34 protein-coding genes and 3 tRNA genes are annotated in these 21,511 nt (G+C 60.7%); 32 read left to right on the top strand and 5 right to left on the bottom strand.

Features of this window, described 5'->3' with window-relative positions; translation table 11 throughout:
- Nucleotides 1-32: 32 nt before the first annotated feature.
- From E8Q41_RS25575 to E8Q41_RS25570, 4 genes are all read right to left on the bottom strand, one after another.
- Entirely contained in the window at nt 33-182 is a 150-nt protein-coding gene (locus E8Q41_RS25575; RefSeq protein WP_170976477.1) for a hypothetical protein, read from the bottom strand.
- 10 nt (nt 183-192) lie between these two features.
- On the bottom strand, nt 193-528 hold the full coding sequence (locus E8Q41_RS13580; RefSeq protein ID WP_137156085.1) for a hypothetical protein: 336 nt from the start codon (nt 526-528) through the stop codon (nt 193-195).
- Nucleotides 529-745: 217 nt separating this feature from the next.
- Nucleotides 746-821 (bottom strand) — tRNA-Thr (locus E8Q41_RS13575).
- 73 nt (nt 822-894) lie between these two features.
- Nucleotides 895-1,818 carry an alpha/beta hydrolase gene (locus tag E8Q41_RS25570; RefSeq protein WP_170976476.1) on the bottom strand — a complete coding sequence of 308 codons (924 nt, stop codon included), beginning with the start codon at nt 1,816-1,818 and terminating at the stop codon, nt 895-897.
- Nucleotides 1,819-1,944: 126 nt separating this feature from the next.
- Here E8Q41_RS25570 and E8Q41_RS25565 point away from each other — a divergent pair, with 126 nt between their 5' ends.
- Together E8Q41_RS25565 and E8Q41_RS13565 are read left to right on the top strand one after the other, a co-directional pair.
- The gene (locus tag E8Q41_RS25565; protein ID WP_170976475.1) at nt 1,945-2,997 is read left to right on the top strand and encodes a hypothetical protein; all 1,053 of its coding nucleotides are present in this window, start codon (nt 1,945-1,947) and stop codon (nt 2,995-2,997) included.
- 48 nt (nt 2,998-3,045) lie between these two features.
- On the top strand, nt 3,046-3,747 hold the full coding sequence (locus tag E8Q41_RS13565; protein ID WP_137156083.1) for a hypothetical protein: 702 nt from the start codon (nt 3,046-3,048) through the stop codon (nt 3,745-3,747).
- 129 nt (nt 3,748-3,876) lie between these two features.
- Here E8Q41_RS13565 and rlmB read toward each other — a convergent pair whose 3' ends face one another.
- The gene (gene rlmB, locus E8Q41_RS13560) at nt 3,877-4,740 is read right to left on the bottom strand and encodes a 23S rRNA (guanosine(2251)-2'-O)-methyltransferase RlmB (RefSeq protein ID WP_137156082.1); all 864 of its coding nucleotides are present in this window, start codon (nt 4,738-4,740) and stop codon (nt 3,877-3,879) included.
- Between the two features lie 176 nt (nt 4,741-4,916).
- Between rlmB and E8Q41_RS13555 the strand changes: the two genes are divergently transcribed.
- From E8Q41_RS13555 to rplQ, 30 genes are all read left to right on the top strand, one after another.
- Nucleotides 4,917-5,001: transfer RNA gene (locus tag E8Q41_RS13555), tRNA-Tyr, on the top strand.
- 19 nt (nt 5,002-5,020) lie between these two features.
- A tRNA-Gly gene (locus E8Q41_RS13550) sits at nt 5,021-5,094 on the top strand.
- Nucleotides 5,095-5,335: 241 nt separating this feature from the next.
- Nucleotides 5,336-6,511: an elongation factor Tu gene (gene tuf, locus E8Q41_RS13545; RefSeq protein ID WP_137156081.1), complete on the top strand. Its 1,176-nt coding sequence runs from the start codon at nt 5,336-5,338 to the stop codon at nt 6,509-6,511.
- Nucleotides 6,512-6,663: 152 nt separating this feature from the next.
- Nucleotides 6,664-6,972 carry a 30S ribosomal protein S10 gene (gene rpsJ / locus E8Q41_RS13540; protein WP_137156080.1) on the top strand — a complete coding sequence of 103 codons (309 nt, stop codon included), beginning with the start codon at nt 6,664-6,666 and terminating at the stop codon, nt 6,970-6,972.
- Between the two features lie 156 nt (nt 6,973-7,128).
- Nucleotides 7,129-7,806, top strand: coding sequence for a 50S ribosomal protein L3 (gene rplC, locus E8Q41_RS13535; protein WP_137156079.1), 678 nt, complete (start codon nt 7,129-7,131; stop codon nt 7,804-7,806).
- Nucleotides 7,807-7,816: 10 nt separating this feature from the next.
- The gene (rplD, locus tag E8Q41_RS13530; protein ID WP_137156078.1) at nt 7,817-8,437 is read left to right on the top strand and encodes a 50S ribosomal protein L4; all 621 of its coding nucleotides are present in this window, start codon (nt 7,817-7,819) and stop codon (nt 8,435-8,437) included.
- Nucleotides 8,434-8,727 (top strand): 50S ribosomal protein L23, encoded by a 294-nt coding sequence (locus E8Q41_RS13525; protein ID WP_137156077.1) that lies wholly within the window; start codon nt 8,434-8,436, stop codon nt 8,725-8,727. The genes rplD and E8Q41_RS13525 overlap by 4 nt, the downstream gene beginning before the upstream one ends.
- Before the next feature lie 11 nt (nt 8,728-8,738).
- The gene (gene rplB / locus E8Q41_RS13520) at nt 8,739-9,569 is read left to right on the top strand and encodes a 50S ribosomal protein L2 (protein ID WP_137156076.1); all 831 of its coding nucleotides are present in this window, start codon (nt 8,739-8,741) and stop codon (nt 9,567-9,569) included.
- 20 nt (nt 9,570-9,589) lie between these two features.
- Complete coding sequence (rpsS, locus tag E8Q41_RS13515) at nt 9,590-9,868, top strand: 30S ribosomal protein S19 (RefSeq protein WP_137156075.1); 279 nt, start codon at nt 9,590-9,592, stop codon at nt 9,866-9,868.
- Between the two features lie 2 nt (nt 9,869-9,870).
- Nucleotides 9,871-10,260 (top strand): 50S ribosomal protein L22, encoded by a 390-nt coding sequence (gene rplV, locus E8Q41_RS13510; RefSeq protein ID WP_137156074.1) that lies wholly within the window; start codon nt 9,871-9,873, stop codon nt 10,258-10,260.
- A complete protein-coding gene (rpsC, locus tag E8Q41_RS13505; RefSeq protein ID WP_137156073.1) occupies nt 10,260-10,970 on the top strand; it encodes a 30S ribosomal protein S3 in 711 nt (236 codons plus the stop codon). The genes rplV and rpsC overlap by 1 nt, the downstream gene beginning before the upstream one ends.
- A 33-nt stretch (nt 10,971-11,003) precedes the next feature.
- Nucleotides 11,004-11,417: a 50S ribosomal protein L16 gene (rplP, locus tag E8Q41_RS13500; RefSeq protein WP_137156072.1), complete on the top strand. Its 414-nt coding sequence runs from the start codon at nt 11,004-11,006 to the stop codon at nt 11,415-11,417.
- Between the two features lie 11 nt (nt 11,418-11,428).
- A complete protein-coding gene (gene rpmC, locus E8Q41_RS13495) occupies nt 11,429-11,629 on the top strand; it encodes a 50S ribosomal protein L29 (protein WP_137156071.1) in 201 nt (66 codons plus the stop codon).
- A gap of 11 nt (nt 11,630-11,640) precedes the next feature.
- A complete protein-coding gene (gene rpsQ, locus E8Q41_RS13490) occupies nt 11,641-11,877 on the top strand; it encodes a 30S ribosomal protein S17 (protein ID WP_137156070.1) in 237 nt (78 codons plus the stop codon).
- A 203-nt stretch (nt 11,878-12,080) separates the two neighbouring features.
- Nucleotides 12,081-12,449, top strand: a complete 369-nt coding sequence (gene rplN, locus E8Q41_RS13485; RefSeq protein ID WP_003536525.1) for a 50S ribosomal protein L14 — start codon at nt 12,081-12,083, stop codon at nt 12,447-12,449.
- Between the two features lie 19 nt (nt 12,450-12,468).
- Nucleotides 12,469-12,780: a 50S ribosomal protein L24 gene (gene rplX, locus E8Q41_RS13480; protein WP_137156069.1), complete on the top strand. Its 312-nt coding sequence runs from the start codon at nt 12,469-12,471 to the stop codon at nt 12,778-12,780.
- A complete protein-coding gene (rplE, locus tag E8Q41_RS13475; RefSeq protein ID WP_137156068.1) occupies nt 12,773-13,330 on the top strand; it encodes a 50S ribosomal protein L5 in 558 nt (185 codons plus the stop codon). The genes rplX and rplE overlap by 8 nt, the downstream gene beginning before the upstream one ends.
- A gap of 32 nt (nt 13,331-13,362) precedes the next feature.
- Nucleotides 13,363-13,668 carry a 30S ribosomal protein S14 gene (rpsN, locus tag E8Q41_RS13470; RefSeq protein WP_137156067.1) on the top strand — a complete coding sequence of 102 codons (306 nt, stop codon included), beginning with the start codon at nt 13,363-13,365 and terminating at the stop codon, nt 13,666-13,668.
- 12 nt (nt 13,669-13,680) lie between these two features.
- On the top strand, nt 13,681-14,079 hold the full coding sequence (gene rpsH, locus E8Q41_RS13465) for a 30S ribosomal protein S8 (RefSeq protein WP_137156066.1): 399 nt from the start codon (nt 13,681-13,683) through the stop codon (nt 14,077-14,079).
- Nucleotides 14,080-14,121: 42 nt separating this feature from the next.
- Entirely contained in the window at nt 14,122-14,655 is a 534-nt protein-coding gene (rplF, locus tag E8Q41_RS13460) for a 50S ribosomal protein L6 (protein ID WP_137156065.1), read from the top strand.
- A 12-nt stretch (nt 14,656-14,667) separates the two neighbouring features.
- Entirely contained in the window at nt 14,668-15,030 is a 363-nt protein-coding gene (rplR, locus tag E8Q41_RS13455; protein ID WP_137156064.1) for a 50S ribosomal protein L18, read from the top strand.
- Nucleotides 15,031-15,163: 133 nt separating this feature from the next.
- Nucleotides 15,164-15,739, top strand: coding sequence for a 30S ribosomal protein S5 (gene rpsE / locus E8Q41_RS13450; RefSeq protein WP_137156063.1), 576 nt, complete (start codon nt 15,164-15,166; stop codon nt 15,737-15,739).
- Nucleotides 15,740-15,750: 11 nt separating this feature from the next.
- Nucleotides 15,751-15,945, top strand: a complete 195-nt coding sequence (rpmD, locus tag E8Q41_RS13445; protein ID WP_137156062.1) for a 50S ribosomal protein L30 — start codon at nt 15,751-15,753, stop codon at nt 15,943-15,945.
- 15 nt (nt 15,946-15,960) lie between these two features.
- The gene (rplO, locus tag E8Q41_RS13440; protein WP_137156061.1) at nt 15,961-16,437 is read left to right on the top strand and encodes a 50S ribosomal protein L15; all 477 of its coding nucleotides are present in this window, start codon (nt 15,961-15,963) and stop codon (nt 16,435-16,437) included.
- Nucleotides 16,438-16,655: 218 nt separating this feature from the next.
- Nucleotides 16,656-17,993: a preprotein translocase subunit SecY gene (gene secY, locus E8Q41_RS13435; RefSeq protein ID WP_137156060.1), complete on the top strand. Its 1,338-nt coding sequence runs from the start codon at nt 16,656-16,658 to the stop codon at nt 17,991-17,993.
- The gene (locus E8Q41_RS13430) at nt 17,993-18,643 is read left to right on the top strand and encodes an adenylate kinase (RefSeq protein WP_137156059.1); all 651 of its coding nucleotides are present in this window, start codon (nt 17,993-17,995) and stop codon (nt 18,641-18,643) included. The genes secY and E8Q41_RS13430 overlap by 1 nt, the downstream gene beginning before the upstream one ends.
- Before the next feature lie 230 nt (nt 18,644-18,873).
- Nucleotides 18,874-19,242 (top strand): 30S ribosomal protein S13, encoded by a 369-nt coding sequence (rpsM, locus tag E8Q41_RS13425; RefSeq protein ID WP_137156058.1) that lies wholly within the window; start codon nt 18,874-18,876, stop codon nt 19,240-19,242.
- A 125-nt stretch (nt 19,243-19,367) separates the two neighbouring features.
- On the top strand, nt 19,368-19,757 hold the full coding sequence (rpsK, locus tag E8Q41_RS13420) for a 30S ribosomal protein S11 (RefSeq protein ID WP_137156057.1): 390 nt from the start codon (nt 19,368-19,370) through the stop codon (nt 19,755-19,757).
- A 97-nt stretch (nt 19,758-19,854) separates the two neighbouring features.
- Entirely contained in the window at nt 19,855-20,865 is a 1,011-nt protein-coding gene (locus E8Q41_RS13415; RefSeq protein WP_137156056.1) for a DNA-directed RNA polymerase subunit alpha, read from the top strand.
- A 117-nt stretch (nt 20,866-20,982) separates the two neighbouring features.
- Nucleotides 20,983-21,405 carry a 50S ribosomal protein L17 gene (rplQ, locus tag E8Q41_RS13410; protein WP_137156055.1) on the top strand — a complete coding sequence of 141 codons (423 nt, stop codon included), beginning with the start codon at nt 20,983-20,985 and terminating at the stop codon, nt 21,403-21,405.
- Nucleotides 21,406-21,511: the final 106 nt, after the last annotated feature.

The following is a 21,511-nucleotide window of genomic DNA, read 5'->3' as shown; positions in this document are numbered from 1 at the left end:
GAAAGAGCCGGCGCGAGGCCGGCTCTTACACATCAATTGCTTTCCAACGACACGCCGTTTTCGTTGAGCTTCAGCTCGACGCCCTCGGGCTTGCTTTCCTCGCGATAGGCATAGACCGAAAATCCGATCACCGCGACGACGAGCGCGCCGATGATCAGGTAGAGCATATTGTTCCGGTTCATGCTCGCTCCCTCAGAAACGCCATTTCGAGCGCGGCGGCTCGGATGCGCTGGCCGCGCCGGCGAGATAACCGATCGCAGCGCCGATCAGGCCAGCGGTCACCGCGATCGAGGTCGCCGCGCCAGGATGAGCGCGAACGGTCTCAACCGCTTCTTCGCCCTGCAGACGCAAAGCATGCGCGGCGTGACGCGCCTGTTTCGACGCCGACCGCAGACGCGGACGCGCGGCGTCCGCCGCGTCGCTGGTGATTCCGGACAGCGCTTCCGAAATATCGGCAATCTGCTCGCGGAGAGTGGCGAGCTGCTGTTCCAACGCCTGCCGGCCATTCGATAGAGTATCGTCTTTCATGATCCACCTCGTTTGTTCGCCGGATCAACGCGGAGGAAGCGAGGTGGTTCCGAGAAAAAATCGGAAAATCTGAGGCTGTCGGCGGGGGCCAGCGAATCGGCATGACCAAAGCTGGTCAAAGCAGGGCCATCCGCCCGAAAAGGGAAACCGCGCGAAGCCGAATATGAAAAAGGCGGACTCCGAAAGATCGGAACCCGCCCTAATCCATTGAAATCTATGGTGCCCCCAGCAAGACTCGAACTCGCGACCCCCTGATTACAAATCAGGTGCTCTACCAACTGAGCTATAAGGGCATCTGCGCTCGGAATAGCAGATTCAGCCTTTGTGTAAAGCGGAAAATCGCCGTTCCCGAGGCTGCTCGGCTGGTCAGAGGACCGATTCGATGAAATCGTCGACCTTGCTCGTATAGGCGCTGGCGACGCCGAGTTGGGCGTTGACATCCGCCGACGACAGATCCTGCGGCGAAACGGTGACAGAGATGCCTTTGTTGTCGGCGGCGCTCGCGAAGGCTTGGGCCTTGCCGCAGGCGTCGCTGGCGCTTTCCGCCGAGCAGACCACCATCATCGGAAGCCCGCTCGAATCAAGGAGATCGGTGGGCGACGAGTCTTCCCAATATTCGAGGTTTGAGCCGAAAGCCGTGTCATAGATGGCTGAATGGCTCGATTGCATGATCTCGGGAATGTCGAGCGCCGGCGTTTCCAGGACCACGGCGGCGGCCCAGGGTTTTGCGCCCTGGTCGGCGGCGAGCGAAGGATTGGAGGAGAGGAGCGCGGTCAGATGGCCGCCGGCGCCCGCGCCCATCAGCACGATCTTGCCGGCGTCGGCGGACCAGTTGGCGGCGTTCTTCTGTACGGAGGCCAGGGCGAGCGCCACGTCGGCGGCCTGGATCAGCGGGTCCTTCTTGGGTAGCAGACGGTAGTTGATGGACACGAAGACATAGCCCTTCGCCACCCAGTAACCGGCCTTGGAGACGGCCACGGCCGCGTCCTGCTTGTCGCCGCCCGACCAGTCGCCGCCATGGACCATGACGATGACCGGGGCCGAGGATCTCGATTCGGGAAGATAGACGTCATATTTCTGGTCGTCGTCGAGACCATAGGGAACGTCGACATTCACCGTCGCGCCCGACACGCTCTGATAGCTGTCGCGAAACGATTGCGTCAGCGAATCGGATTGGAAATCCAGCAATGGATTGGGGGAGGCGGCGCAGGCTGGCGAGTGGACGGCAAGAGGCGCGGCCAACAAAAAGGCCACAGCGCCGAAAATGCGTGCGGAGCGGTAAGGGGTCATGCTCGATAATCCATGTTCAACCTGCGCGTCATGCGCTATCCCATCAGCAGTAGAGGGAAGATGCGCGCCTGCCGCAACCGCGACCTCTGAAACTGGTTGCGATCGGGTTTCGGGAGAGGATGAGACATGAGCTTTCTGCATCGTTTCGGGACAGTCTCGCGGAAAGGCGGCCTGACGCTGGCCGCGGGCCTGATGCTGACGACCGGTCCGACATTCGCCCAGCAGCCAGCTGCTGACGACGGGGCGCAGCAGCCGATGGATGTCGCCGACATCGTCACCATCGCCTGCCAGGACGGAACAGAGTTGCATGGCGTGTTCACCGAAGCCGGCGTCGACCTGACCTTGCCGGACGGCAAGAAGATCAGCCTGCCGGAAACCGAAACCGATGAAGGGTTCTCCTTCACCAATGGCGCCTATACGCTGGCCGGCGACGAGGAGTCGCTGACATTCACGACGGGCAAGGCGGCGCCGGTGGCCTGCGACATCAAGGACGACGGTCCGCCGTCGAAATTCGACGCGCCGCTGTTCATCGACACAGAGCCGCTGCCGGCCGACAAGGCCAATCCGGATATCCAGCCGCAGGTGAATTGCTACCGATTCCAGGGCTATATGGTCAAGGAAGTCGATCTCGGCGAGAAGGGAGCGGAAAGCCTCTCGATCGCGCCGCAGACCGCAGCCTGCAAGAAGGAACCTGGCAAGGACGAAAAGCGAGTCAAAGATGAGACCGCCGGCTATTTCCTCGGATCCAAGGGTAAATTCGTCTTTTTCCAGGCGCCGGACGGAGTGAATGGCGGCCTGCCTTTCGTCGTTTATGACCAGGCGACGATGAAGCGGCTGTTCGAGGATTCGTTTGCAGGACAGGATTTCGAGGGAATCAGCGTCGACGGCGACAAGATCACGCTCACCTTCGATCGTGTCTTCTCCGCCTCCTGCTCGCTCTATTCCGGTGACGCTACGTGCCTGGGCGAGGTCAAGCGCGCCACGGGCCTGGGCGAAATCGCGCCGATCCCGGATTGCAAGGCGGAATATGATCAGGAAAAGCAGGCCAATCCAGAAAGCGCCGCCGAGATCGATAAAGTTCCGAGCGTCGTGACCTACAAGGCCCAACTGGTCTGGGACGGCGCGGCGGCGACGATCACGCCCCAGGCGGGGCCGACGGTTTGCCATCTGGCGATGTGACAAGGACGTTTGTTGCAATCAATGCAAAATGCATTCCAAGGCGCTCACATGGCCCCTGTTGAACTTCTTCGTCTTGCGGTCGAAGACAATATTGGCTGGTGTGGCGTGATGTGTCGGGCCCATGGATCGGATGAATTTTCGTCTTCGGCCCTATGGGCAAATCTGGAAGCATCGCCACCATACTATCCGAACATCATCACCCGACAGGCTGGGGCGCAGGCAAATGTCGACGCGCTGATCCTAGGCGCCGAGACACTTCGTCTGACCACGGGTTGGGGCGTCAAGGATAGTTTTTGTGACCTCGCGCTATCCGACCACGGATTTACGGACGTCGTGTCCGCCGAGTGGTATGGCGGAATTGTCGAACCAGGCGGGATCCGATCGGATTGGAAAATGATCGAGTCGCCAGAGCAACTGCGATGCTGGGAGACGGCGTGGGGAGGCGGCGAGGAGCGGCTTTTCTTGGATTGCTTGCTCTCGGACCGGCGAATCAGGTTTTGGTTTCAAGGAGAGGCAGGCAGCATCGAAGCTGGCTTCATTTCGTTTGAATCCGGCGCAACAATCGGGATTTCAAACTGGTTCTCGCTGGACCAAAAACCAATTGCCCAAATAGGGGGGCTCCAGGCTGCGTGTTCTGTTTCGCCGGAACGACCGCTTGTGTGCTGGTCCTCGGACGATTCGATGAACGGGTCGGGTCTGTCCAGGCTTGGGCCTCTCAAAGTCTGGATAAAGACGGCCGGGCAGTACTAGGTCAAAGCGCTATATGTCTAGCCGGCGGGGCAAGCACGTCACGCCGCCCTAAAAGCTCGGCAAAGTTCACCGAATGGATGAGTTTAGAGAGGCGGGCGCTACGCCCGCCTCTGGCCGCAAACCCGTTTACTATTTCAACAAATGCGTCCGCGCCGCATAGAGCGAAATCGCCGCAGCGTTCGAGACGTTCAGCGACTTGATCGCGCCGGGCATGTCGAGCCGGGCGAGCGCCGTGCAGGTGGAGCGCGTCTTCTGGCGCAGGCCCTTGCCTTCGGCGCCAAGCACCAGCGCCACCTTGTCCTTCGAAAAGGTCTGTTCGAGCGGCTGCGGCCCTTCCGAATCGAGGCCGATGGTCTCGAAACCCAGGCGATGCAGCTCTTCCAGAGCGTCGGCCAGATTGGTGATCTGGATATAGGGGATGAGTTCCAGCGCGCCGGAGGCGGATTTCGCCATGACGCCCGATTCCGCCGGGGAATGTCTTTCGGTGGTGACGACGGCGGCCGCATCGAAGGCGACCGCCGAGCGCAGAATCGCCCCGACATTGTGCGGATCGGTGACCTGATCGAGCACCAGAATCAGCGGCCGCTCCTTGAGCGAATCGAGCTTGCGCACCGGCAGAGGCCGGGTTTCCAGCAGGACGCCCTGGTGAATCGCGTCTTCACCCAGCAGTTTGTCGATATCCTGCGGGCTGACGATCTCGATCGGGAAGGGCTGCGCCTCGGCGTCAGCGACCTCAAGCTTCACCAGCGCATTCTTGGTAGCCTTGAGCGAGAGGATCTTGCGGGCGGGATTGTCGAGGGCGGCGCGCACCGTGTGGATGCCATAGAGCCAGACGACGTCGCCGGCCGGCAGAACCGGCTTTTTATCCACAGGTCCCTTGCGCTTGAACGCCGGGGCAGGCGGCAGTTCACCCCGTTCGCGCTTCAAGTCGCGATGGGCGCGGCGAAGCTTGGCGTAATGCGTATCTTTCGGGGTTTTGGTGTCTTTGCTCATGAAATCACAGTCTTTTTGGGAGGCGCCGCGTCATGTGCCGGTTTTGTGAATTGCCGACAAAAAATTTGGAAAGCCATGTTGACAGTTTTCGGTTGGGCGGTCATATACCCCCCACGAACGCAGCGAACAACTGCTTTCGAGAATGCTTGGTCGCTTGATCCGGAAGACGAAAAACTGGAGAGATGCCCGAGTGGTTAAAGGGGACGGACTGTAAATCCGTTGGCTCAGCCTACGTTGGTTCAAATCCAACTCTCTCCACCATTCGTCATCGGATCGCGAGGCGGGTATAGCTCAATGGTAGAGCAGCAGCCTTCCAAGCTGAATACGCGGGTTCGATTCCCGCTACCCGCTCCACGCAGTTTCTTCATGTCAAATTCGAGTTTTATACGCCGGCCATGCGGGTTGCGGCGGGTCTTTGCGTTGCCGAAAATCGGCTGAAATCGCGGGTCTTTACCATGCGAATCGGCGGCGTCGCGCCTTCATCCTTTCTCAACGATTTTGCTTGCGCTTGCGCCGCGAAACCTCTAAACGGCTGCGCAATCCGGCGTGGACCTATGCGCTGGCAGGCCCGTCCTTTGATCTCGAGGAAGCAAGAATGGCAAAAGGTAAGTTTGAGCGGAATAAGCCGCACGTGAACATTGGCACGATCGGTCACGTCGACCACGGCAAGACGTCGCTGACGGCTGCGATCACCAAGTATTTCGGCGAGTTCAAGGCGTATGACCAGATCGACGCCGCTCCGGAAGAAAAGGCCCGCGGCATCACCATCTCGACCGCGCATGTCGAATATGAGACGGCTGCCCGTCACTACGCTCACGTCGACTGCCCCGGCCACGCCGACTACGTCAAGAACATGATCACCGGCGCGGCCCAGATGGACGGCGCGATCCTCGTGTGCTCGGCGGCCGACGGCCCGATGCCGCAGACCCGCGAGCACATCCTGCTCGCCCGTCAGGTCGGCGTTCCCGCGATCGTGGTGTTCCTGAACAAGGTCGACCAGGTCGACGACGCCGAGCTTCTCGAACTCGTCGAGCTCGAAGTGCGCGAACTTCTGTCGTCCTACGACTTCCCGGGCGACGATATCCCGATCATCAAGGGTTCGGCTCTGGCCGCCCTCGAAGATTCCGACAAGAAGATCGGTGAAGACGCGATCCGCGAGCTGATGGCCGCTGTCGACGCCTACATCCCGACCCCGGAACGTCCGATCGACCAGCCCTTCCTGATGCCGATCGAAGACGTGTTCTCGATCTCCGGCCGCGGCACCGTCGTGACCGGCCGCGTCGAGCGCGGCATCGTCAAGGTTGGCGAAGAAGTCGAAATCGTCGGCATCCGCGCCACCGCCAAGACGACCTGCACCGGCGTCGAAATGTTCCGCAAGCTGCTCGACCAGGGCCAGGCCGGCGACAACATCGGCGCGCTGCTCCGCGGCGTGACCCGTGACGGCGTCGAGCGCGGCCAGATCCTCTGCAAGCCCGGCTCTGTGAAGCCGCACCGCAAGTTCAAGGCCGAAGCCTACATCCTGACCAAGGAAGAAGGCGGCCGTCATACGCCGTTCTTCACCAACTACCGTCCGCAGTTCTACTTCCGCACGACGGACGTGACGGGCATCGTGACGCTGCCGGAAGGCACGGAAATGGTCATGCCGGGCGACAACATCACCGTTGACGTCGAGCTGATCGTTCCGATCGCGATGGAAGAAAAGCTCCGCTTCGCTATCCGCGAAGGCGGCCGCACCGTCGGCGCCGGCATCGTCGCCTCGATCGTCGAGTAATGTCTGGGGCGGAGGCCGAAAAGCCTCCGCTAACCATTCGTTAACCAATCCGATTTACGGAGCGAGGGCAGGGACCTTCATGGGCCCTGTCCTCCTTCAATAAGAAACAAGAACAGTGTCCGGATCGCGGACATACATTAAGGACTAGTCGAATGAACGGCCAGAATATCCGCATCCGCCTCAAGGCGTTTGATCATCGGATCCTCGATGCCTCCACGCGCGAAATCGTTTCGACCGCCAAGCGCACGGGAGCCCAGGTTCGCGGCCCGGTTCCTCTTCCGACCCGGATCGAGCGCTTCACGGTCAACCGCTCTCCGCACGTGGACAAGAAGAGCCGCGAACAATTTGAGATGCGCACGCACAAGCGCCTACTTGACATTGTCGATCCGACACCGCAAACGGTCGACGCGCTGATGAAACTCGATTTGGCCGCTGGCGTCGACGTCGAAATCAAGCTCTGAGACTGGCGAAAGCCGAATAACAAGGAAGGTACGTGGCGGGTCCCGCCAACGGCTTCCAACAACGGGAAACCGTAAGGCCGAGAGGCCTCACGGAATCTTTAAACAAAGAGGCGTGAGGGGGCTTGCCCCGTCAGGGACTCTCAAGAGGACGAACCGATGCGTTCAGGTGTAATTGCACAGAAAGTGGGAATGACCCGCATCTACACAGATGCCGGCGAACATGTTCCCGTCACAGTTTTGCGCATGGAAGGCTGCCAGGTGGTCGCCCAGCGTACCGAAGATAAGAACGGCTACACCGCCGTCCAGCTTGGCGCAGGCGTCGCCAAGGTGAAGAATGTCTCCAAGGCCATGCGCGGCAACTTCGCTCTCGCGCAGGTGGAGCCGAAGGCAAAGCTCGCCGAGTTCCGCGTTTCCGCCGAGAACCTTCTCGATGTCGGCACCGAACTGGCGGCCAGCCACTTCGTTCCGGGACAGCTGGTCGACGTGACCGGCACTTCGATCGGTAAGGGCTTCGCCGGCGCCATGAAGCGCCACAATTTCGGCGGTCTCCGCGCCACGCACGGCGTGTCCGTCTCTCACCGTTCGCATGGTTCCACCGGTAACCGCCAGGACCCGGGCCGCGTCTTCAAGAACAAGAAGATGGCCGGCCACATGGGCGCGACCCGCGTGACCACGCAGAATCTCGAAGTGGTTTCGACCGATGACGATCGTGGTCTGATCCTGGTTCGCGGCGCCGTCCCCGGCTCCAAGGGCTCCTGGATCCTGGTCCGCGACGCGGTCAAGGCTGGCGTACCGGCTGACGCTCCGCGTCCGGCTGGCGTCCGCGCGAAGTAAGGGGGCCGATATGGATCTCGTAGTTAAGACTCTCGAAGGCAAGGACGCCGGCACTCTCTCGGTCTCCGACGCCATTTTCGGCCTCGAGCCCCGCGAAGACCTGATCGCGCGCATGGTGCGCTACCAGCTCGCCAAGAAGCGCCAGGGCACGCATCAGACCAAGACCCGCGCCGAAATCTCGCGCACGGGCAAGAAGATGTACAAGCAGAAGGGCACGGGCCGCGCTCGTCACCATTCCGCTCGCGCTCCGCAGTTCCGCGGCGGTGGTCGCGCTCATGGCCCGGTGACCCGCAGCCATGCGCATGACCTGCCGAAGAAGATCCGCGCTCTCGCGCTCCGTCACGCCCTCTCGGCCAAGGCGAAGTCCGAAACCCTGATCGTTCTCGACAACCTGGTGGCGGCGGAAGCCAAGACCAAGGTGCTCGTCAACGCTTTCGCCGGTCTCGGCCTGAACAACGCCCTGTTCATCGGCGGCGCGGAACTCGACCGCAACTTCAAGCTCGCCGCTCAGAACATCCCGAATGTGGACGTTCTGCCGGTTCAGGGCATCAACGTATATGACATCCTGCGCCGCAACACGCTCGTGCTGTCCAAGGCTGCAGTCGAAGCCCTCGAGGAGCGGTTCAAATGACTGACCTTCGCCACTATGATGTGATCCGCACCCCGTCGATCACGGAAAAGTCCACGCTCGTCTCCGAGAACAACCAGGTTGTTTTCAACGTCGCGAAGGATGCCACCAAGCCGCAGATCAAGGCCGCCGTCGAAGCTCTGTTCGGCGTGAAGGTCAAGGCCGTGAACACCCTGGTCCGCAAGGGCAAGGTCAAGCGCTTCAAGGCCACGATCGGCAAGCAGCAGGACGTCAAGAAGGCCATCGTCACGCTGGCTGAAGGCCAGTCCATCGACGTGACCACCGGCCTCTGAGGATTAGAACAATGGCATTGAAAACATTCAATCCGATCACCCCGAGCCTGCGGCAGCTGGTCATCGTCGATCGCTCCGGCCTGCACAAGGGCAAGCCGGTCAAGGCGCTGACGGAAGGCCTGAACTCCAAGGGCGGCCGCAACAACCTCGGTCGCGTCACGGCGCGCTTCCAGGGTGGTGGTCACAAGCGTTCCTACCGTCTCGTGGACTTCAAGCGTCGCAAGTTCGACATCGAAGCCACCGTCGAGCGTCTGGAATACGACCCGAACCGCACCGCCTTCATCGCTCTCATCAAGTATGACGACGGCGAGCTGAGCTACATCATCGCCCCGCAGCGCCTCGCTGCCGGCGACAAGGTGATCTCCTCGGCCAAGGGCGCGGACGTGAAGCCCGGCAACACCATGCCGCTGCAGTCCATCCCGGTCGGCACCATTGTCCACAATGTGGAAATGAAGCCGGGCAAGGGCGGTCAGATCGCTCGTTCGGCCGGCGCCTATGTGCAGCTGGTCGGTCGCGACCAGGGCATGGCGATCCTTCGCCTGAACTCCGGCGAACAGCGCCTGGTGCATGGTTCCTGCCTCGCCACCATCGGCGCGGTGTCGAACCCGGACCACGGCAACACGAACGACGGCAAGGCCGGCCGTTCGATCTGGAAGGGCAAGCGTCCGCATGTTCGCGGCGTCGCGATGAACCCGGTCGACCACCCGCACGGCGGTGGTGAAGGCCGCACGTCGGGCGGCCGTCATCCGGTCACCCCGTGGGGCAAGCCCACCAAGGGCAAGCGGACCCGGTCGAACAAGTCGACCGACAAGTTCATCATGCGCTCGCGTCACAAGCGCTAATTGAGAGAGGAAGTCATTAAATGGCTCGTTCAGTTTGGAAAGGCCCGTTTGTCGACGGATATCTTCTCAAGAAGGCTGAGAAGGTGCGCGCAGGCGGCCGCAGTGAAGTCATCAAGATGTGGAGCCGTCGCTCCACCATTCTTCCGCAGTTCGTTGGTCTGACCTTCGGGGTCTACAACGGCGCCAAGCACGTTCCGGTGCTGGTCACGGAAGAAATGGTCGGACACAAGTTCGGCGAATTTTCTCCGACCCGGACCTATTACGGTCACGGCGCGGATAAGAAGGCGAAGAGGAAGTAATCATGGGCAAGGCTAAAACCGAACGCCGGCTCAAGGACAACGAAGCGCAGGCAGTCGCCCGCACCATCCGCGTCAGCCCGCAGAAGCTCAACCTCGTCGCCGCTCTCATCCGCGGCAAGAAGGTCGATCGCGCTCTCGCCGAGCTCGAATTCTCCCGCAAGCGCATCGCTTCGACGGTCAAGAAGACCCTCGAATCGGCCATCGCGAATGCGGAAAACAACCACGACCTAGACGTCGACTCTCTCGTCGTCGCCGAGGCCTATGTGGGCAAGTCGATCGTGATGAAGCGCTTCCACGCCCGTGGCCGCGGCCGCGCTTCGCGCATCGAGCGTCCGTTCTCGCACCTGACGATCGTCGTCCGGGAAGTCGCCGAAAATGAGGAGGCTGCATAATGGGTCAGAAAATCAATCCGATCGGCTTCCGTCTCGGCATCAACCGCACCTGGGACAGCCGTTGGTTCGCAGACAACGCCGAATACGGCCAGCTTCTTCATGAAGACCTGGCAATCCGCACCTATCTGATGAACGAACTGAAGTCCGCCGGCATCGCCAAGGTGGTCATCGAGCGTCCGCACAAGAAGTGCCGCGTCACGATCCACTCGGCTCGCCCGGGCCTCATCATCGGCAAGAAGGGCGCAGACATCGAGAAGCTCCGCAAGAAGGTCGCCGACATGACCTCTTCGGAAACGCATCTCAACATCGTTGAAGTGCGCAAGCCGGAAATCGACTCCACGCTCGTCGCGCAGTCGATCGCCCAGCAGCTCGAGCGCCGCGTTGCTTTCCGCCGCGCCATGAAGCGCGCCGTTCAGTCCGCGATGCGTCTTGGCGCCGAAGGCATCAAGATCACCTGCGCCGGCCGTCTCGGCGGCGCGGAAATCGCCCGCACCGAATGGTACCGCGAAGGTCGCGTGCCGCTGCACACGCTGCGCGCCGACATCGATTACGGCGTCGCTGAAGCCCATACGGCTTTCGGCGTCTGCGGCATCAAGGTCTGGATCTTCAAGGGCGAAATCCTCGAGCATGATCCGATGGCCTCCGAGCGTCGTGCGCTGGAAGGTGACAACCAGGGCGGCAACAACAACCGCCGCCGCGAAAACGCGTAATTGGCGCGTAACGGCAGAGTTGGAGAATAGAAAATGTTGCAGCCAAAGCGTACGAAGTACCGCAAGCAGTTCAAGGGCCGCATCCATGGCGTCGCCAAGGGTGGTTCCGACCTCGCCTTCGGTGAATACGGCCTGAAGGCCCAGGAGCCGGATCGCGTCAACGCCCGCCAGATCGAAGCGGCCCGCCGCGCGATCACCCGCCACATGAAGCGCGCCGGTCGCGTCTGGATCCGCGTGTTCCCGGACGTTCCGGTGACCGCCAAGCCGACCGAAGTCCGCATGGGTAAGGGCAAGGGCTCGGTGGAATACTGGGCTTGCCGCGTCAAGCCCGGCCGTATCATGTTTGAGATCGACGGCGTGAGCGAAGAGCTTGCCCGCGAAGCCCTTCGTCTGGGCGCCGCGAAGCTCTCCGTCAAGACGCGCTTCGTCCAGCGCATCGCCGAATAAGGAGAAGACGAATGAAAGCGTCTGATGTTCGCGCGCTGAGCGCCGACCAGCTGAACGACGAGCTTGCCAAGCTCAAGAAGGAGCAGTTCAACCTCCGCTTCCAGAAGGCGACCGGTCAGCTTGAAAAGACCGCCCGCATCGATGAAGTGCGCAAGGATATTGCCCGCATCAAAACCATCGCCCGCCAGAAGGCGGCCGAAGCCAAGGCTTGAAGGAATTAAAAATGCCGAAACGCATTCTTCAGGGCACCGTCGTCAGCGATAAGAACGACAAGACCGTCGTGGTCCGCGTCGAGCGTCGCTTTGCCCACCCGCTGCTTCAGAAGACGGTCCGCCGTTCCAAGAAGTACAAGGCCCATGACGAAAACAACACCGTGAAGACCGGCGACGTCGTTTCCATCGAGGAATGCGCGCCGATCTCTAAGGACAAGTGCTGGAAGGTCGTCACGGTTCACAATTGAGCCGTAACAGCCTGATGCTTTTGCACATCGCGCCCGGAAATAACGTCCGGGCGTGAAGTCTTTTTGAGAAAAGACTTGATTTTGGGCGTGCTTTCTATATGACGCGCCCATTCCAGTGAAACTTGGATCGACAAGCCGGATCAGGGGATTCGACCCATGGGTCAAATCCAACCGTTCCGGTCATAACAAGAAGGCGACCTGACATGATTCAGATGCAAACAAACCTCGACGTGGCGGACAATTCCGGCGCCCGTCGTGTCATGTGCATCAAAGTGCTGGGCGGCTCCAAGCGTAAATACGCTTCGATCGGCGACATCATCGTCGTCTCGATCAAGGAAGCCATCCCGCGTGGGCGCGTGAAGAAGGGCGACGTGATGAAGGCCGTGGTGGTTCGCACCGCCAAGGACATCCGCCGCGCCGACGGCAGCGTGATCCGCTTCGACACCAATGCAGCCGTTCTCATCGACAACAAGAAAGAGCCGATCGGCACCCGTATCTTCGGACCGGTTCCGCGCGAACTTCGCGCCAAGAACCACATGAAGATCATCTCGCTGGCTCCTGAAGTGCTGTAATTATCGAGGAACGACTGAGATGCAAAAGATTCGCAAAGGCGACAAGGTCGTCATTCTGACTGGCAAGGACAAGGGCCGTTCCGGCGAAGTCCTCCAGGTCATTCCCAAGGAAGATCGCGCCATCGTTCGCGGTATCAATGTTGTCAAGCGCCACCAGCGTCAGACCGCTTCCCAGGAAGCCGGCATCATCGCCAAGGAAGCTCCGATCCATCTGTCGAACATCGCGATCGCCGACCCCAAGGACGGCAAGCCGACCCGCGTCGGTTTCAAGATCGAGGGCGACAAGAAGGTCCGCGTGGCCAAGCGTTCGGGAGTGACTATCGATGGCTGAAGCTAAGTACGAGCCCCGGCTCAAGACGGAATACGTCTCCCGCATCCGCAAGGCGCTGCAGGAGCATTTCAACTACGCCAATGAAATGATGATCCCCCGTCTGGACAAGATCGTCATCAACATGGGCGTTGGCGAAGCGACGGCCGATTCGAAGAAGCCGTCCGTCGCCGCTCAGGACCTCTCGGCGATCGCCGGCCAGAAGGCCGTCGTGACGCGCGCCCGCAATTCGATTGCAGGCTTCAAGGTCCGCGAAGGCATGCCGATCGGCGCGAAGGTCACCCTGCGCGGCGCCCGCATGTATGAATTCATGGATCGCCTGGTCAACATCGCGCTGCCGCGCGTTCGCGACTTCCGCGGCCTGAATCCGAAGAGCTTTGATGGACGCGGCAACTTTGCCATGGGCATCAAGGAACACATCGTGTTCCCGGAAATCAACTACGACAAGGTTGATCAGATGTGGGGCATGGACATCATCGTTTGCACGACGGCGAAGACCGACGACGAAGCTCGGGCTCTGTTGAAAGAGTTCAACTTCCCGTTCCGTCAGTAACCGTAACGACGAGCGTAGAAAAGGAAAAACCAATGGCGAAAACGAGCGCAGTTGAGAAAAACAAGCGCCGCCGTAAGCTGGTTGCTCAGCAGGCCAATAAGCGCGCCAAGCTGAAGGCAATCATCCAGGACCGTGATCTTCCGATCGAAGAGCGGTTCCGGGCTACCCTCAAGCTGGCCGAACTGCCGCGCAACGGCTCCAAGACCCGCATTCGCAATCGTTGCGAAGTCACCGGTCGTCCGCGCGCATTCTACCGGAAGCTCAAGATGTCGCGCGTGGCGCTCCGCCAGCTCGGCAACTTCGGGCAGATTCCCGGCATTGTGAAGTCCAGCTGGTAAGGAGGGCAAGCGATGTCCATGTCTGATCCCTTGGGTGATATGCTCACCCGTATCCGCAACGGCGTTGCCCGTCGCAAGTCGTCGGTTTCCACGCCGGCTTCCAACCTCCGCGCTCGCGTCCTCGACGTGCTGCAGGCGGAAGGCTACATCCGTGGCTACAGCAAGGTCGATTTCGAGAACGGCAAGTCCGAGCTCAACATCGAGCTGAAGTACTACGAAGGCGCGCCGGTCATCCGCAAGATCGACCGCGTGTCCAAGCCGGGCCGCCGGGTCTATGTCTCGGTCAAGTCCATTCCGCAGGTCGCGAACGGTCTCGGCATCACCATCCTTTCGACTCCGAAGGGCGTGATGGCCGATCACCAGGCTCGCGAACAGAATGTTGGCGGCGAACTGCTCTGCTCGATCTTCTGATCGAGCTGACGGTTTCGCGTAACGAACAGACAGGTAAGAAAAATGTCTCGTATCGGTAAAAAGCCCGTTCAGGTGCCTGCAGGCGTGACCGCCACTGTCGAAGGACAGAAGGTAACGGCAAAGGGCCCGAAGGGCGAACTCGTCTTCGTCGCAAATGACGAAGTTGTTCTGTCCCAGGAAAACAACGTGATCTCGGTGGCTCCGGCCAACGAATCCAAGGACGCCCGCGCTAAGTGGGGCATGTCCCGCACCATGATTGAGAATCTCTTCAAGGGTGTGAAGGACGGCTATGAGAAGAAGCTTGAAATCACCGGCGTCGGTTACCGCGCCGCGATGCAGGGCAAGAACCTGCAGCTTCAGCTCGGCTTCTCCCACGACGTGATCTATCAGCCGCCGGAAGGCATCTCGCTTGCTTGCCCCAAGCCGACGGAAATCGTCGTCACCGGCATCAACAAGCAGGTCGTCGGCCAGGTCGCTGCTGAGATCCGCGAATATCGCGGTCCCGAGCCCTATAAGGGCAAGGGCGTGAAATACGCCGGGGAGCGCATCGTCCGCAAGGAAGGCAAGAAGAAGTAAGGAAGACGCAAAATGGCTAGCACTAAAGAAAAGCTCGTGCAGCGCGCAAGCCGCGTCCGCCGTCAGATCAAGGCTGTCGCCAATGGTCGTCCGCGTCTGTCCGTGCATCGTTCTTCCAAGAACATCTACGCGCAGATCATCGACGACGTGGCCGGCCGCACTCTCGCCGCCGCTTCGACGCTCGACGCCGGCCTCCGTTCTTCTCTGAAGACCGGCGCTGACGTTTCCGCCGCCGCCGCTGTTGGCAAGCTCGTGGCCGAGCGCGCCGTTGCAGCCGGCGTGAAGGACGTGGTCTTCGACCGCGGCGCCTTCATCTATCACGGCCGCATCAAGGCTCTCGCCGATGCAGCCCGCGAAGGCGGTCTGAACTTCTGATGTCGAGCCCGGTTCGCCGGGCTCTTCCCCTTTGAAGCTATGCTTCATTGAACCGGCCCTGGAGCCTTTCTGAGGACCCAGGGCTTTTATGTAAACTGCCGTTTGCACCCGGAAAAGAAAAAGGAAAAGGACAATGGCACAGGAAAAGCGTGGTTCGCGCGAAGAGCGTTCGAACCGTGAAGAACGCGACAGCGAGTTCGTCGACAAGCTGGTCGCCATCAATCGCGTCGCCAAGGTGGTGAAGGGCGGCCGTCGTTTCGGCTTTGCCGCTCTCGTCGTCGTCGGCGACCAGAAGGGCCGCGTTGGTTTCGGTCATGGCAAGGCGCGCGAAGTGCCGGAAGCCATCCGCAAGGCCACCGAAGCCGCCAAGCGCGACCTCATCTTCGTGCCGCTGCGCGATGGCCGCACGCTGCATCACGACGTCAACGGCCGTCATGGCGCCGGCAAGGTTCTGCTGCGTTCCGCCAAGGCTGGTACCGGCATCATCGCCGGTGGTCCGATGCGCGCCGTCTTCGAAACGCTCGGCGTTCATGACGTCGTCGCCAAGTCGACCGGTTCGTCGAACCCCTACAACATGGTTCGCGCCACCTTCGACGCTCTGAAGAACCAGGTTCACCCGAAGGACATCGCTGCTCAGCGCGGCATCAAGTACGCGACGCTTCAGAATCGTCGCGCGTCCATCGGCGCCGCCGCTGCTTCCGAAGAATAAGGATTCGTAAGATGGCTGAAGCAAAGAAGACGATCACCGTTGAGCAGATCGGTTCTCCGACCCGTCGCCCCGACCGTCAGGAAAAGACCCTGATCGGCCTCGGTCTCAACAAGCTGCACCGCACCCGTACGCTCGAAGACACGCCGTCTGTCCGTGGCATGATTGCCAAGGTCAGCCACCTCGTGCGCATCGTCGACGAAAAGTAAGACGGAGACACGACAATGAAACTGAACGAAGTCAAGGACAATGAATGCGCGCTGAAGTCGCGCAAGCGCGTTGGCCGTGGTATCGGTTCCGGCACCGGCAAGACCGGCGGTCGCGGCGTCAAGGGTCAGAAGGCCCGTTCGGGCGTCGCCATCAACGGCTTCGAAGGCGGCCAGATGCCGATCTATCGTCGCCTGCCGAAGCGCGGCTTCAACAACATCTTCGCCGCCGACTACGTCATCGTGTCGCTCGGCCGGGTGCAGCAGGCTGTTGACGCCGGCAAGCTCGACGTCTCCAAGACCGTCGACGCCGCCGCTCTCAAGGCCGCTGGCGTGATCCGCCGCATCAAGGACGGCGTCCGCCTGCTGTCCGACGGCGAACTGACCGCCAAGGTGACCTTCGAAGTGTCCGGCGCTTCCAAGCCGGCCGCTGAAAAGGTCGAAAAGGCCGGCGGTTCGGTCAAGATCCTCGGCGAAGCAGCTGCTGCCGAGTAAGTTGAAGAATAAGACGCCCGGTGTGCTTCACACCGGGCGTTTTTGCTTCTATATGAATGCCTCACGACCGGAATCCGTCTGTTGAGACGGTCCGGGTCATTCGCCAGAGGTGAGGCCGTGTTGATGTCTATCGCCGCCCGCTTCCGGTTCATTCGACAGGAAAGACCCCGCCAGTCCCAGGCCTAACGCCGCGGGAGTTTGGTTATGCGGAGAGAGTTATGGCATCTGCAGCGGAACAGCTTGCGTCCAATCTGAGCTTTTCGACATTTTCGAAGGCTGAAGAACTTAAAAAGCGTATCTGGTTCACCCTTGGCGCGCTTCTCGTGTATCGCCTCGGCACCTATATTCCGCTGCCAGGCATCAATCCCGAGGCCTTCGCCAATGCGTTTCAGTCGCAGGCGGGCGGTATTCTCGGCCTCTTCAACATGTTTTCCGGCGGCGCCGTCAGCCGCATGGCGATCTTCGCGCTCGGCATCATGCCCTATATCTCGGCGTCGATTATCGTTCAGCTGATGACCTCGGTCGTCCCTGCGCTCGAGCAGCTCAAGAAAGAGGGCGAGCAGGGCCGCAAGATGATCAACCAGTACACCCGCTACGGCACCGTCATTCTCGGCACGCTGCAGGCCTATGGCATCGCGGTGTCGATGGAAGCCGGGCAGGGGATCGTCACCGATCCGGGCTGGTTCTTCCGCATCTCGACCGTCGTCACGCTGCTCGGCGGCACGATGTTCCTGATGTGGCTCGGCGAGCAGATCACCTCGCGCGGCATCGGCAACGGCATTTCGCTGATCATCTTCGCCGGCATCGTCGCAGCTCTTCCGCATGCTCTGGCCAACACCCTCGAGCTCGGCCGGACCGGCACGCTGTCGACCGCGGTGATTCTCATCGTCATCGTCGTGGCCATCGCCGCCATCGCCATGATCGTGTTTTTCGAGCGCGCCCAGCGGCGGTTGCTGATCCAGTATCCAAAGCGACAGGTCGGCAATCGCATGTTCCAGGGCGACACGTCGCATCTGCCGCTGAAGCTCAACACGTCGGGCGTCATTCCGGCGATCTTCGCCTCGTCGCTGCTGCTGCTGCCCGCCACGCTGGCCGGCTTCTCCGGCTCCAGCGCGCTGCCGGACTGGGCCACCGCTATAGTCGCGGCGCTCGGCCATGGCCAGCCCCTTTACATGCTGCTCTACGCGGCCCTGATCGGCTTCTTCGCCTTCTTCTACACGGCGATCGTGTTCAATCCGAAGGACACGGCCGACAATCTCAAGAAGCATGGCGGCTTCATTCCGGGCATTCGCCCGGGTGAGCGGACCGCCGAATATATCGATTACGTGCTGACCCGCATTACGGTGATCGGCGCGGCCTATCTGATCGTTGTCTGTATTCTGCCTGAAATCCTGATTGCCCAAACCGGCGTGCCGTTCTACCTTGGTGGTACTTCGCTTTTGATCGTGGTTAGTGTTACTCTGGATACGGTTGCACAGATCCAGGGGCACCTCATTGCGACTCAATATGAGGGACTCATCAAGAAATCGAAACTCCGGGGAGGGAAGAGGGGATAATGAGGCTTATTCTGTTGGGGCCGCCGGGGGCCGGTAAAGGCACCCAGGCCCAGCGTATTGTCGAAAAGCACGGCATCCCGCAGCTTTCGACGGGGGACATGTTGCGGGCGGCCGTTTCTGCGGGCACGGAAGTCGGCAAGCGGGCGAAGGCGGTGATGGACGCCGGCAATCTGGTGTCGGACGAGATCGTCAATGCGATCGTGTCGGAACGGATCGACCAGCCGGACTGCGCCAGGGGTTTCATTCTGGATGGTTATCCGCGCACGCTGGTGCAGGCCGATTCCGTCGATGTGATGTTGTCGGCCAAGGGCATGAAACTCGATGTCGTCATCGAGATGCAGGTGGACGACGCCGTGCTGGTCCAGCGCGTTTCGGGTCGCTACACCTGCGCAACCTGCGGCGCCGGCTATCACGACAAGAATCACCGTCCGAAGGTCGATGGCACCTGCGACAAGTGCGGCGGTCATGAGTTCAAGCGTCGTCCCGACGACAATGCCGAAACCATGACAACGCGTCTGCAGGACTATTACAAGAAGACCTCTCCCCTGATCGGCTATTATCATGGCAAGGGCCTGCTCAAGCCGGTTGACGGCATGGCTCCGATCGATGAAGTAACGGCAGCGATTGAAACGATTCTCTCGCGCGTGTGACATCCAAAAAACTTTTAGCGGAAGGTTGCCTTTTTAAGGCTTTTCCGCTAATGACGCGCCAACTCGCGAAAGATTTAAAGCGATCGGCGCGGATTTCCCCTGATGTGGGAAAACCCGTTACGGTCGTTTTTGACATGAAGCGAACCGGATAAAAGGCAACAGGCGGCCGTTCGCGGTCGTGAAACAACAACCGATTGCCGGATGGCAAGCGGAATGCAAGGAGAACAGGCGTGGCCCGTATAGCTGGCGTCAACATCCCGACTCAGAAGCGCGTCGTCATCGCGCTGACCTACATTCATGGGATCGGCCCGAAATTCGCTCAGGAAATCATCGAGAAGGCCGGCATCGCTGCCGACCGTCGCGTTCATCAGCTCACCGACGCTGAAGTCCTGCAGATCCGCGAAACCATCGACCGCGACTACCAGGTCGAAGGCGATCTGCGTCGCGAAACCTCGATGAACATCAAGCGTCTGATGGACCTCGGCTGCTACCGCGGCCTGCGTCATCGTCGCTCGCTGCCGGTTCGCGGTCAGCGCACCCACACGAACGCCCGCACCCGCAAGGGTCCGGCCAAGGCGATCGCTGGTAAGAAGAAGTAATTCCTCCCTGCCGCAGCCGATAGGCGGCGGATGCCGGTTTCCGGCGTCCACCGCCTAAATGCTATGGCGAGGATGGTGTAGCCGCTGGCGTTACGGCGGTGAAGAGATCAACGAAAGGACTAAACATGGCCAAGGAAGCCGCTCGCGTTCGCCGTAGGGAACGCAAGAACATCTCGTCGGGCGTCGCCCACGTGAACTCCACCTTCAACAACACGATGATCACGATCACCGATGCCCAGGGCAACGCGATCGCCTGGTCGTCTGCTGGCGCGAAGGGTTTCAAGGGTTCGCGCAAGTCGACCCCGTTCGCCGCTCAGGTCGCTGCTGAAGACTGCGCCAAGAAGGCCCAGGAGCACGGCATGAAGTCGCTGGAAGTCGAAGTCTGCGGTCCCGGCTCGGGCCGTGAATCCGCGCTGCGCGCCTTGCAGGCCGCCGGTTTCACCATCACTTCGATTCGCGACGTCACGCCGATCCCGCACAATGGCTGCCGTCCGCGCAAGAAGCGCCGCGTCTGATCATTATTATGGGCCGGTTCGGGTTTGCGCCTGGGCCGGCTTTCCTTGATGTCGATCGCCACGATTGGATGGTGGCGCGAATGGAAGGTCAAAACACATGATTCAGAAGAACTGGCAGGAACTCATCAAGCCGAACAAGGTCGAGTTCACCTCTTCGAGCCGCACCAAGGTGACGCTGGTCGCCGAGCCGCTCGAGCGGGGCTACGGCCTGACCCTCGGCAACGCGCTGCGTCGCATCCTGCTCTCGTCGCTGCGCGGCGCCGCCGTCACGGCGGTGCAGATTGACGGCGTGCTGCATGAATTCTCCTCGATTCCGGGCGTCCGCGAAGACGTGACGGACATCGTGCTCAACATCAAGGAAATCGCCATCAAGATGGATGGCGACGATCCGAAGCGTATGGTCGTGCGCAAGCAGGGTCCGGGCGTCGTCACCGCTGGAGACATCCAGACGGTCGGCGATATCGAGATCCTCAATCCGAACCATCCGATCTGCACGCTCGACGAGGGCGCGGAGATCCGTATGGAATTCACGGTCGCCAACGGCAAGGGCTATGTTCCTGCCGACCGCAACCGTGCGGAAGACGCGCCGATCGGCCTCATCCCGGTGGACAGCCTGTTCTCTCCGGTCAAGAAAGTGTCCTACAAGGTGGAAAACACCCGCGAAGGTCAGGTTCTCGACTATGACAAGCTGACCATGACCATCGAAACCGATGGTTCCGTCACCGGCGAAGACGCCGTCGCTTTCGCGGCTCGCATCCTTCAGGACCAGCTCTCTGTGTTCGTCAACTTCGACGAGCCGCAGAAGGAAGCCGAAGAGGAAACGATCACCGAACTCGCGTTCAACCCGGCCCTCCTCAAGAAGGTCGACGAACTCGAACTGTCGGTGCGTTCGGCGAACTGCCTGAAGAACGACAACATCGTCTATATCGGCGACCTGATTCAGAAGACCGAAGCAGAGATGCTCCGCACTCCGAACTTCGGTCGCAAGTCGCTGAACGAGATCAAGGAAGTTCTCGCCTCGATGGGCCTGCATCTCGGCATGGAAGTGCCGGCATGGCCGCCGGAGAACATCGAAGAGCTCGCCAAGCGCTACGAAGACCAATACTAAGAAACAAGAAGGCAGGCTCGCTTGCCTTTCCCAGACAAACGGCAGGACTTGTTCCTGCTTGTGCCAGGAAACGGCAGGCTCGCAAGATCAGAGACCTGCGCTTAAAGGAGTATAGCCATGCGCCACGGAAATTCGGGCCGCAAGCTCAACAGAACCGCCAGCCACCGCAAGGCCATGTTCGCCAACATGGCCGCCTCGCTCATCGAGCATGAGCAGATCGTCACCACCCTGCCGAAGGCGAAGGAAATTCGCCCGATCGTGGAAAAGCTGGTGACGCTCGGCAAGAAGGGCGACCTGCACGCTCGTCGTCAGGCCATCTCGCAGATCCGCAGCCCGGAACTCGTCGCCAAGCTCTTCGCCGCGATCGCTCCGCGCTACGCCAACCGCAACGGCGGCTACCTTCGCATCATGAAGGCCGGCTTCCGTCACGGCGACAACGCCCCGCTCGCCGTGATCGAATTCGTCGATCGCGACATCTCGGCCAAGGGCGCCGCTGACCTGCAGCGCGTCGAAAACGAAAAGGCCGCCGAAGCCGCTTGATCGGTTCTTGACGGACGTCATTCGAAAGCCGGGCCTCGCGCCCGGCTTTTGCCGTTGTCGGAAGAGTTCGTTGACGGCTCTGGTTCGTATGTGAAATCGGGTAACG

The organism is Rhizobium sp. FKL33 (assembly GCF_005222915.1).
Taxonomy (GTDB): Bacteria; Pseudomonadota; Alphaproteobacteria; order Rhizobiales; family Rhizobiaceae; genus Rhizobium_E.
Note: the sequence above shows the minus strand (reverse complement) of the source record. Positions and strands in the feature narration are given on the sequence as shown.

Bases quoted from the DNA above. Each gene is read 5' to 3' on its own strand.
- E8Q41_RS25575 (WP_170976477.1), bottom strand. From the start codon at position 182: ATGAACCGGAACAATATGCTCTACCTGATCATCGGCGCGCTCGTCGTC.
- E8Q41_RS13580 (WP_137156085.1), bottom strand. From the start codon at position 528: ATGAAAGACGATACTCTATCGAATGGCCGGCAGGCGTTGGAACAGCAG.
- E8Q41_RS25570 (WP_170976476.1), bottom strand. From the start codon at position 1,818: ATGACCCCTTACCGCTCCGCACGCATTTTCGGCGCTGTGGCCTTTTTG.
- E8Q41_RS25565 (WP_170976475.1), top strand. From the start codon at position 1,945: ATGAGCTTTCTGCATCGTTTCGGGACAGTCTCGCGGAAAGGCGGCCTG.
- E8Q41_RS13565 (WP_137156083.1), top strand. From the start codon at position 3,046: ATGGCCCCTGTTGAACTTCTTCGTCTTGCGGTCGAAGACAATATTGGC.
- rlmB (WP_137156082.1), bottom strand. From the start codon at position 4,740: ATGAGCAAAGACACCAAAACCCCGAAAGATACGCATTACGCCAAGCTT.
- tuf (WP_137156081.1), top strand. From the start codon at position 5,336: ATGGCAAAAGGTAAGTTTGAGCGGAATAAGCCGCACGTGAACATTGGC.
- rpsJ (WP_137156080.1), top strand. From the start codon at position 6,664: ATGAACGGCCAGAATATCCGCATCCGCCTCAAGGCGTTTGATCATCGG.
- rplC (WP_137156079.1), top strand. From the start codon at position 7,129: ATGCGTTCAGGTGTAATTGCACAGAAAGTGGGAATGACCCGCATCTAC.
- rplD (WP_137156078.1), top strand. From the start codon at position 7,817: ATGGATCTCGTAGTTAAGACTCTCGAAGGCAAGGACGCCGGCACTCTC.
- E8Q41_RS13525 (WP_137156077.1), top strand. From the start codon at position 8,434: ATGACTGACCTTCGCCACTATGATGTGATCCGCACCCCGTCGATCACG.
- rplB (WP_137156076.1), top strand. From the start codon at position 8,739: ATGGCATTGAAAACATTCAATCCGATCACCCCGAGCCTGCGGCAGCTG.
- rpsS (WP_137156075.1), top strand. From the start codon at position 9,590: ATGGCTCGTTCAGTTTGGAAAGGCCCGTTTGTCGACGGATATCTTCTC.
- rplV (WP_137156074.1), top strand. From the start codon at position 9,871: ATGGGCAAGGCTAAAACCGAACGCCGGCTCAAGGACAACGAAGCGCAG.
- rpsC (WP_137156073.1), top strand. From the start codon at position 10,260: ATGGGTCAGAAAATCAATCCGATCGGCTTCCGTCTCGGCATCAACCGC.
- rplP (WP_137156072.1), top strand. From the start codon at position 11,004: ATGTTGCAGCCAAAGCGTACGAAGTACCGCAAGCAGTTCAAGGGCCGC.
- rpmC (WP_137156071.1), top strand. From the start codon at position 11,429: ATGAAAGCGTCTGATGTTCGCGCGCTGAGCGCCGACCAGCTGAACGAC.
- rpsQ (WP_137156070.1), top strand. From the start codon at position 11,641: ATGCCGAAACGCATTCTTCAGGGCACCGTCGTCAGCGATAAGAACGAC.
- rplN (WP_003536525.1), top strand. From the start codon at position 12,081: ATGATTCAGATGCAAACAAACCTCGACGTGGCGGACAATTCCGGCGCC.
- rplX (WP_137156069.1), top strand. From the start codon at position 12,469: ATGCAAAAGATTCGCAAAGGCGACAAGGTCGTCATTCTGACTGGCAAG.
- rplE (WP_137156068.1), top strand. From the start codon at position 12,773: ATGGCTGAAGCTAAGTACGAGCCCCGGCTCAAGACGGAATACGTCTCC.
- rpsN (WP_137156067.1), top strand. From the start codon at position 13,363: ATGGCGAAAACGAGCGCAGTTGAGAAAAACAAGCGCCGCCGTAAGCTG.
- rpsH (WP_137156066.1), top strand. From the start codon at position 13,681: ATGTCCATGTCTGATCCCTTGGGTGATATGCTCACCCGTATCCGCAAC.
- rplF (WP_137156065.1), top strand. From the start codon at position 14,122: ATGTCTCGTATCGGTAAAAAGCCCGTTCAGGTGCCTGCAGGCGTGACC.
- rplR (WP_137156064.1), top strand. From the start codon at position 14,668: ATGGCTAGCACTAAAGAAAAGCTCGTGCAGCGCGCAAGCCGCGTCCGC.
- rpsE (WP_137156063.1), top strand. From the start codon at position 15,164: ATGGCACAGGAAAAGCGTGGTTCGCGCGAAGAGCGTTCGAACCGTGAA.
- rpmD (WP_137156062.1), top strand. From the start codon at position 15,751: ATGGCTGAAGCAAAGAAGACGATCACCGTTGAGCAGATCGGTTCTCCG.
- rplO (WP_137156061.1), top strand. From the start codon at position 15,961: ATGAAACTGAACGAAGTCAAGGACAATGAATGCGCGCTGAAGTCGCGC.
- secY (WP_137156060.1), top strand. From the start codon at position 16,656: ATGGCATCTGCAGCGGAACAGCTTGCGTCCAATCTGAGCTTTTCGACA.
- E8Q41_RS13430 (WP_137156059.1), top strand. From the start codon at position 17,993: ATGAGGCTTATTCTGTTGGGGCCGCCGGGGGCCGGTAAAGGCACCCAG.
- rpsK (WP_137156057.1), top strand. From the start codon at position 19,368: ATGGCCAAGGAAGCCGCTCGCGTTCGCCGTAGGGAACGCAAGAACATC.
- E8Q41_RS13415 (WP_137156056.1), top strand. From the start codon at position 19,855: ATGATTCAGAAGAACTGGCAGGAACTCATCAAGCCGAACAAGGTCGAG.
- rplQ (WP_137156055.1), top strand. From the start codon at position 20,983: ATGCGCCACGGAAATTCGGGCCGCAAGCTCAACAGAACCGCCAGCCAC.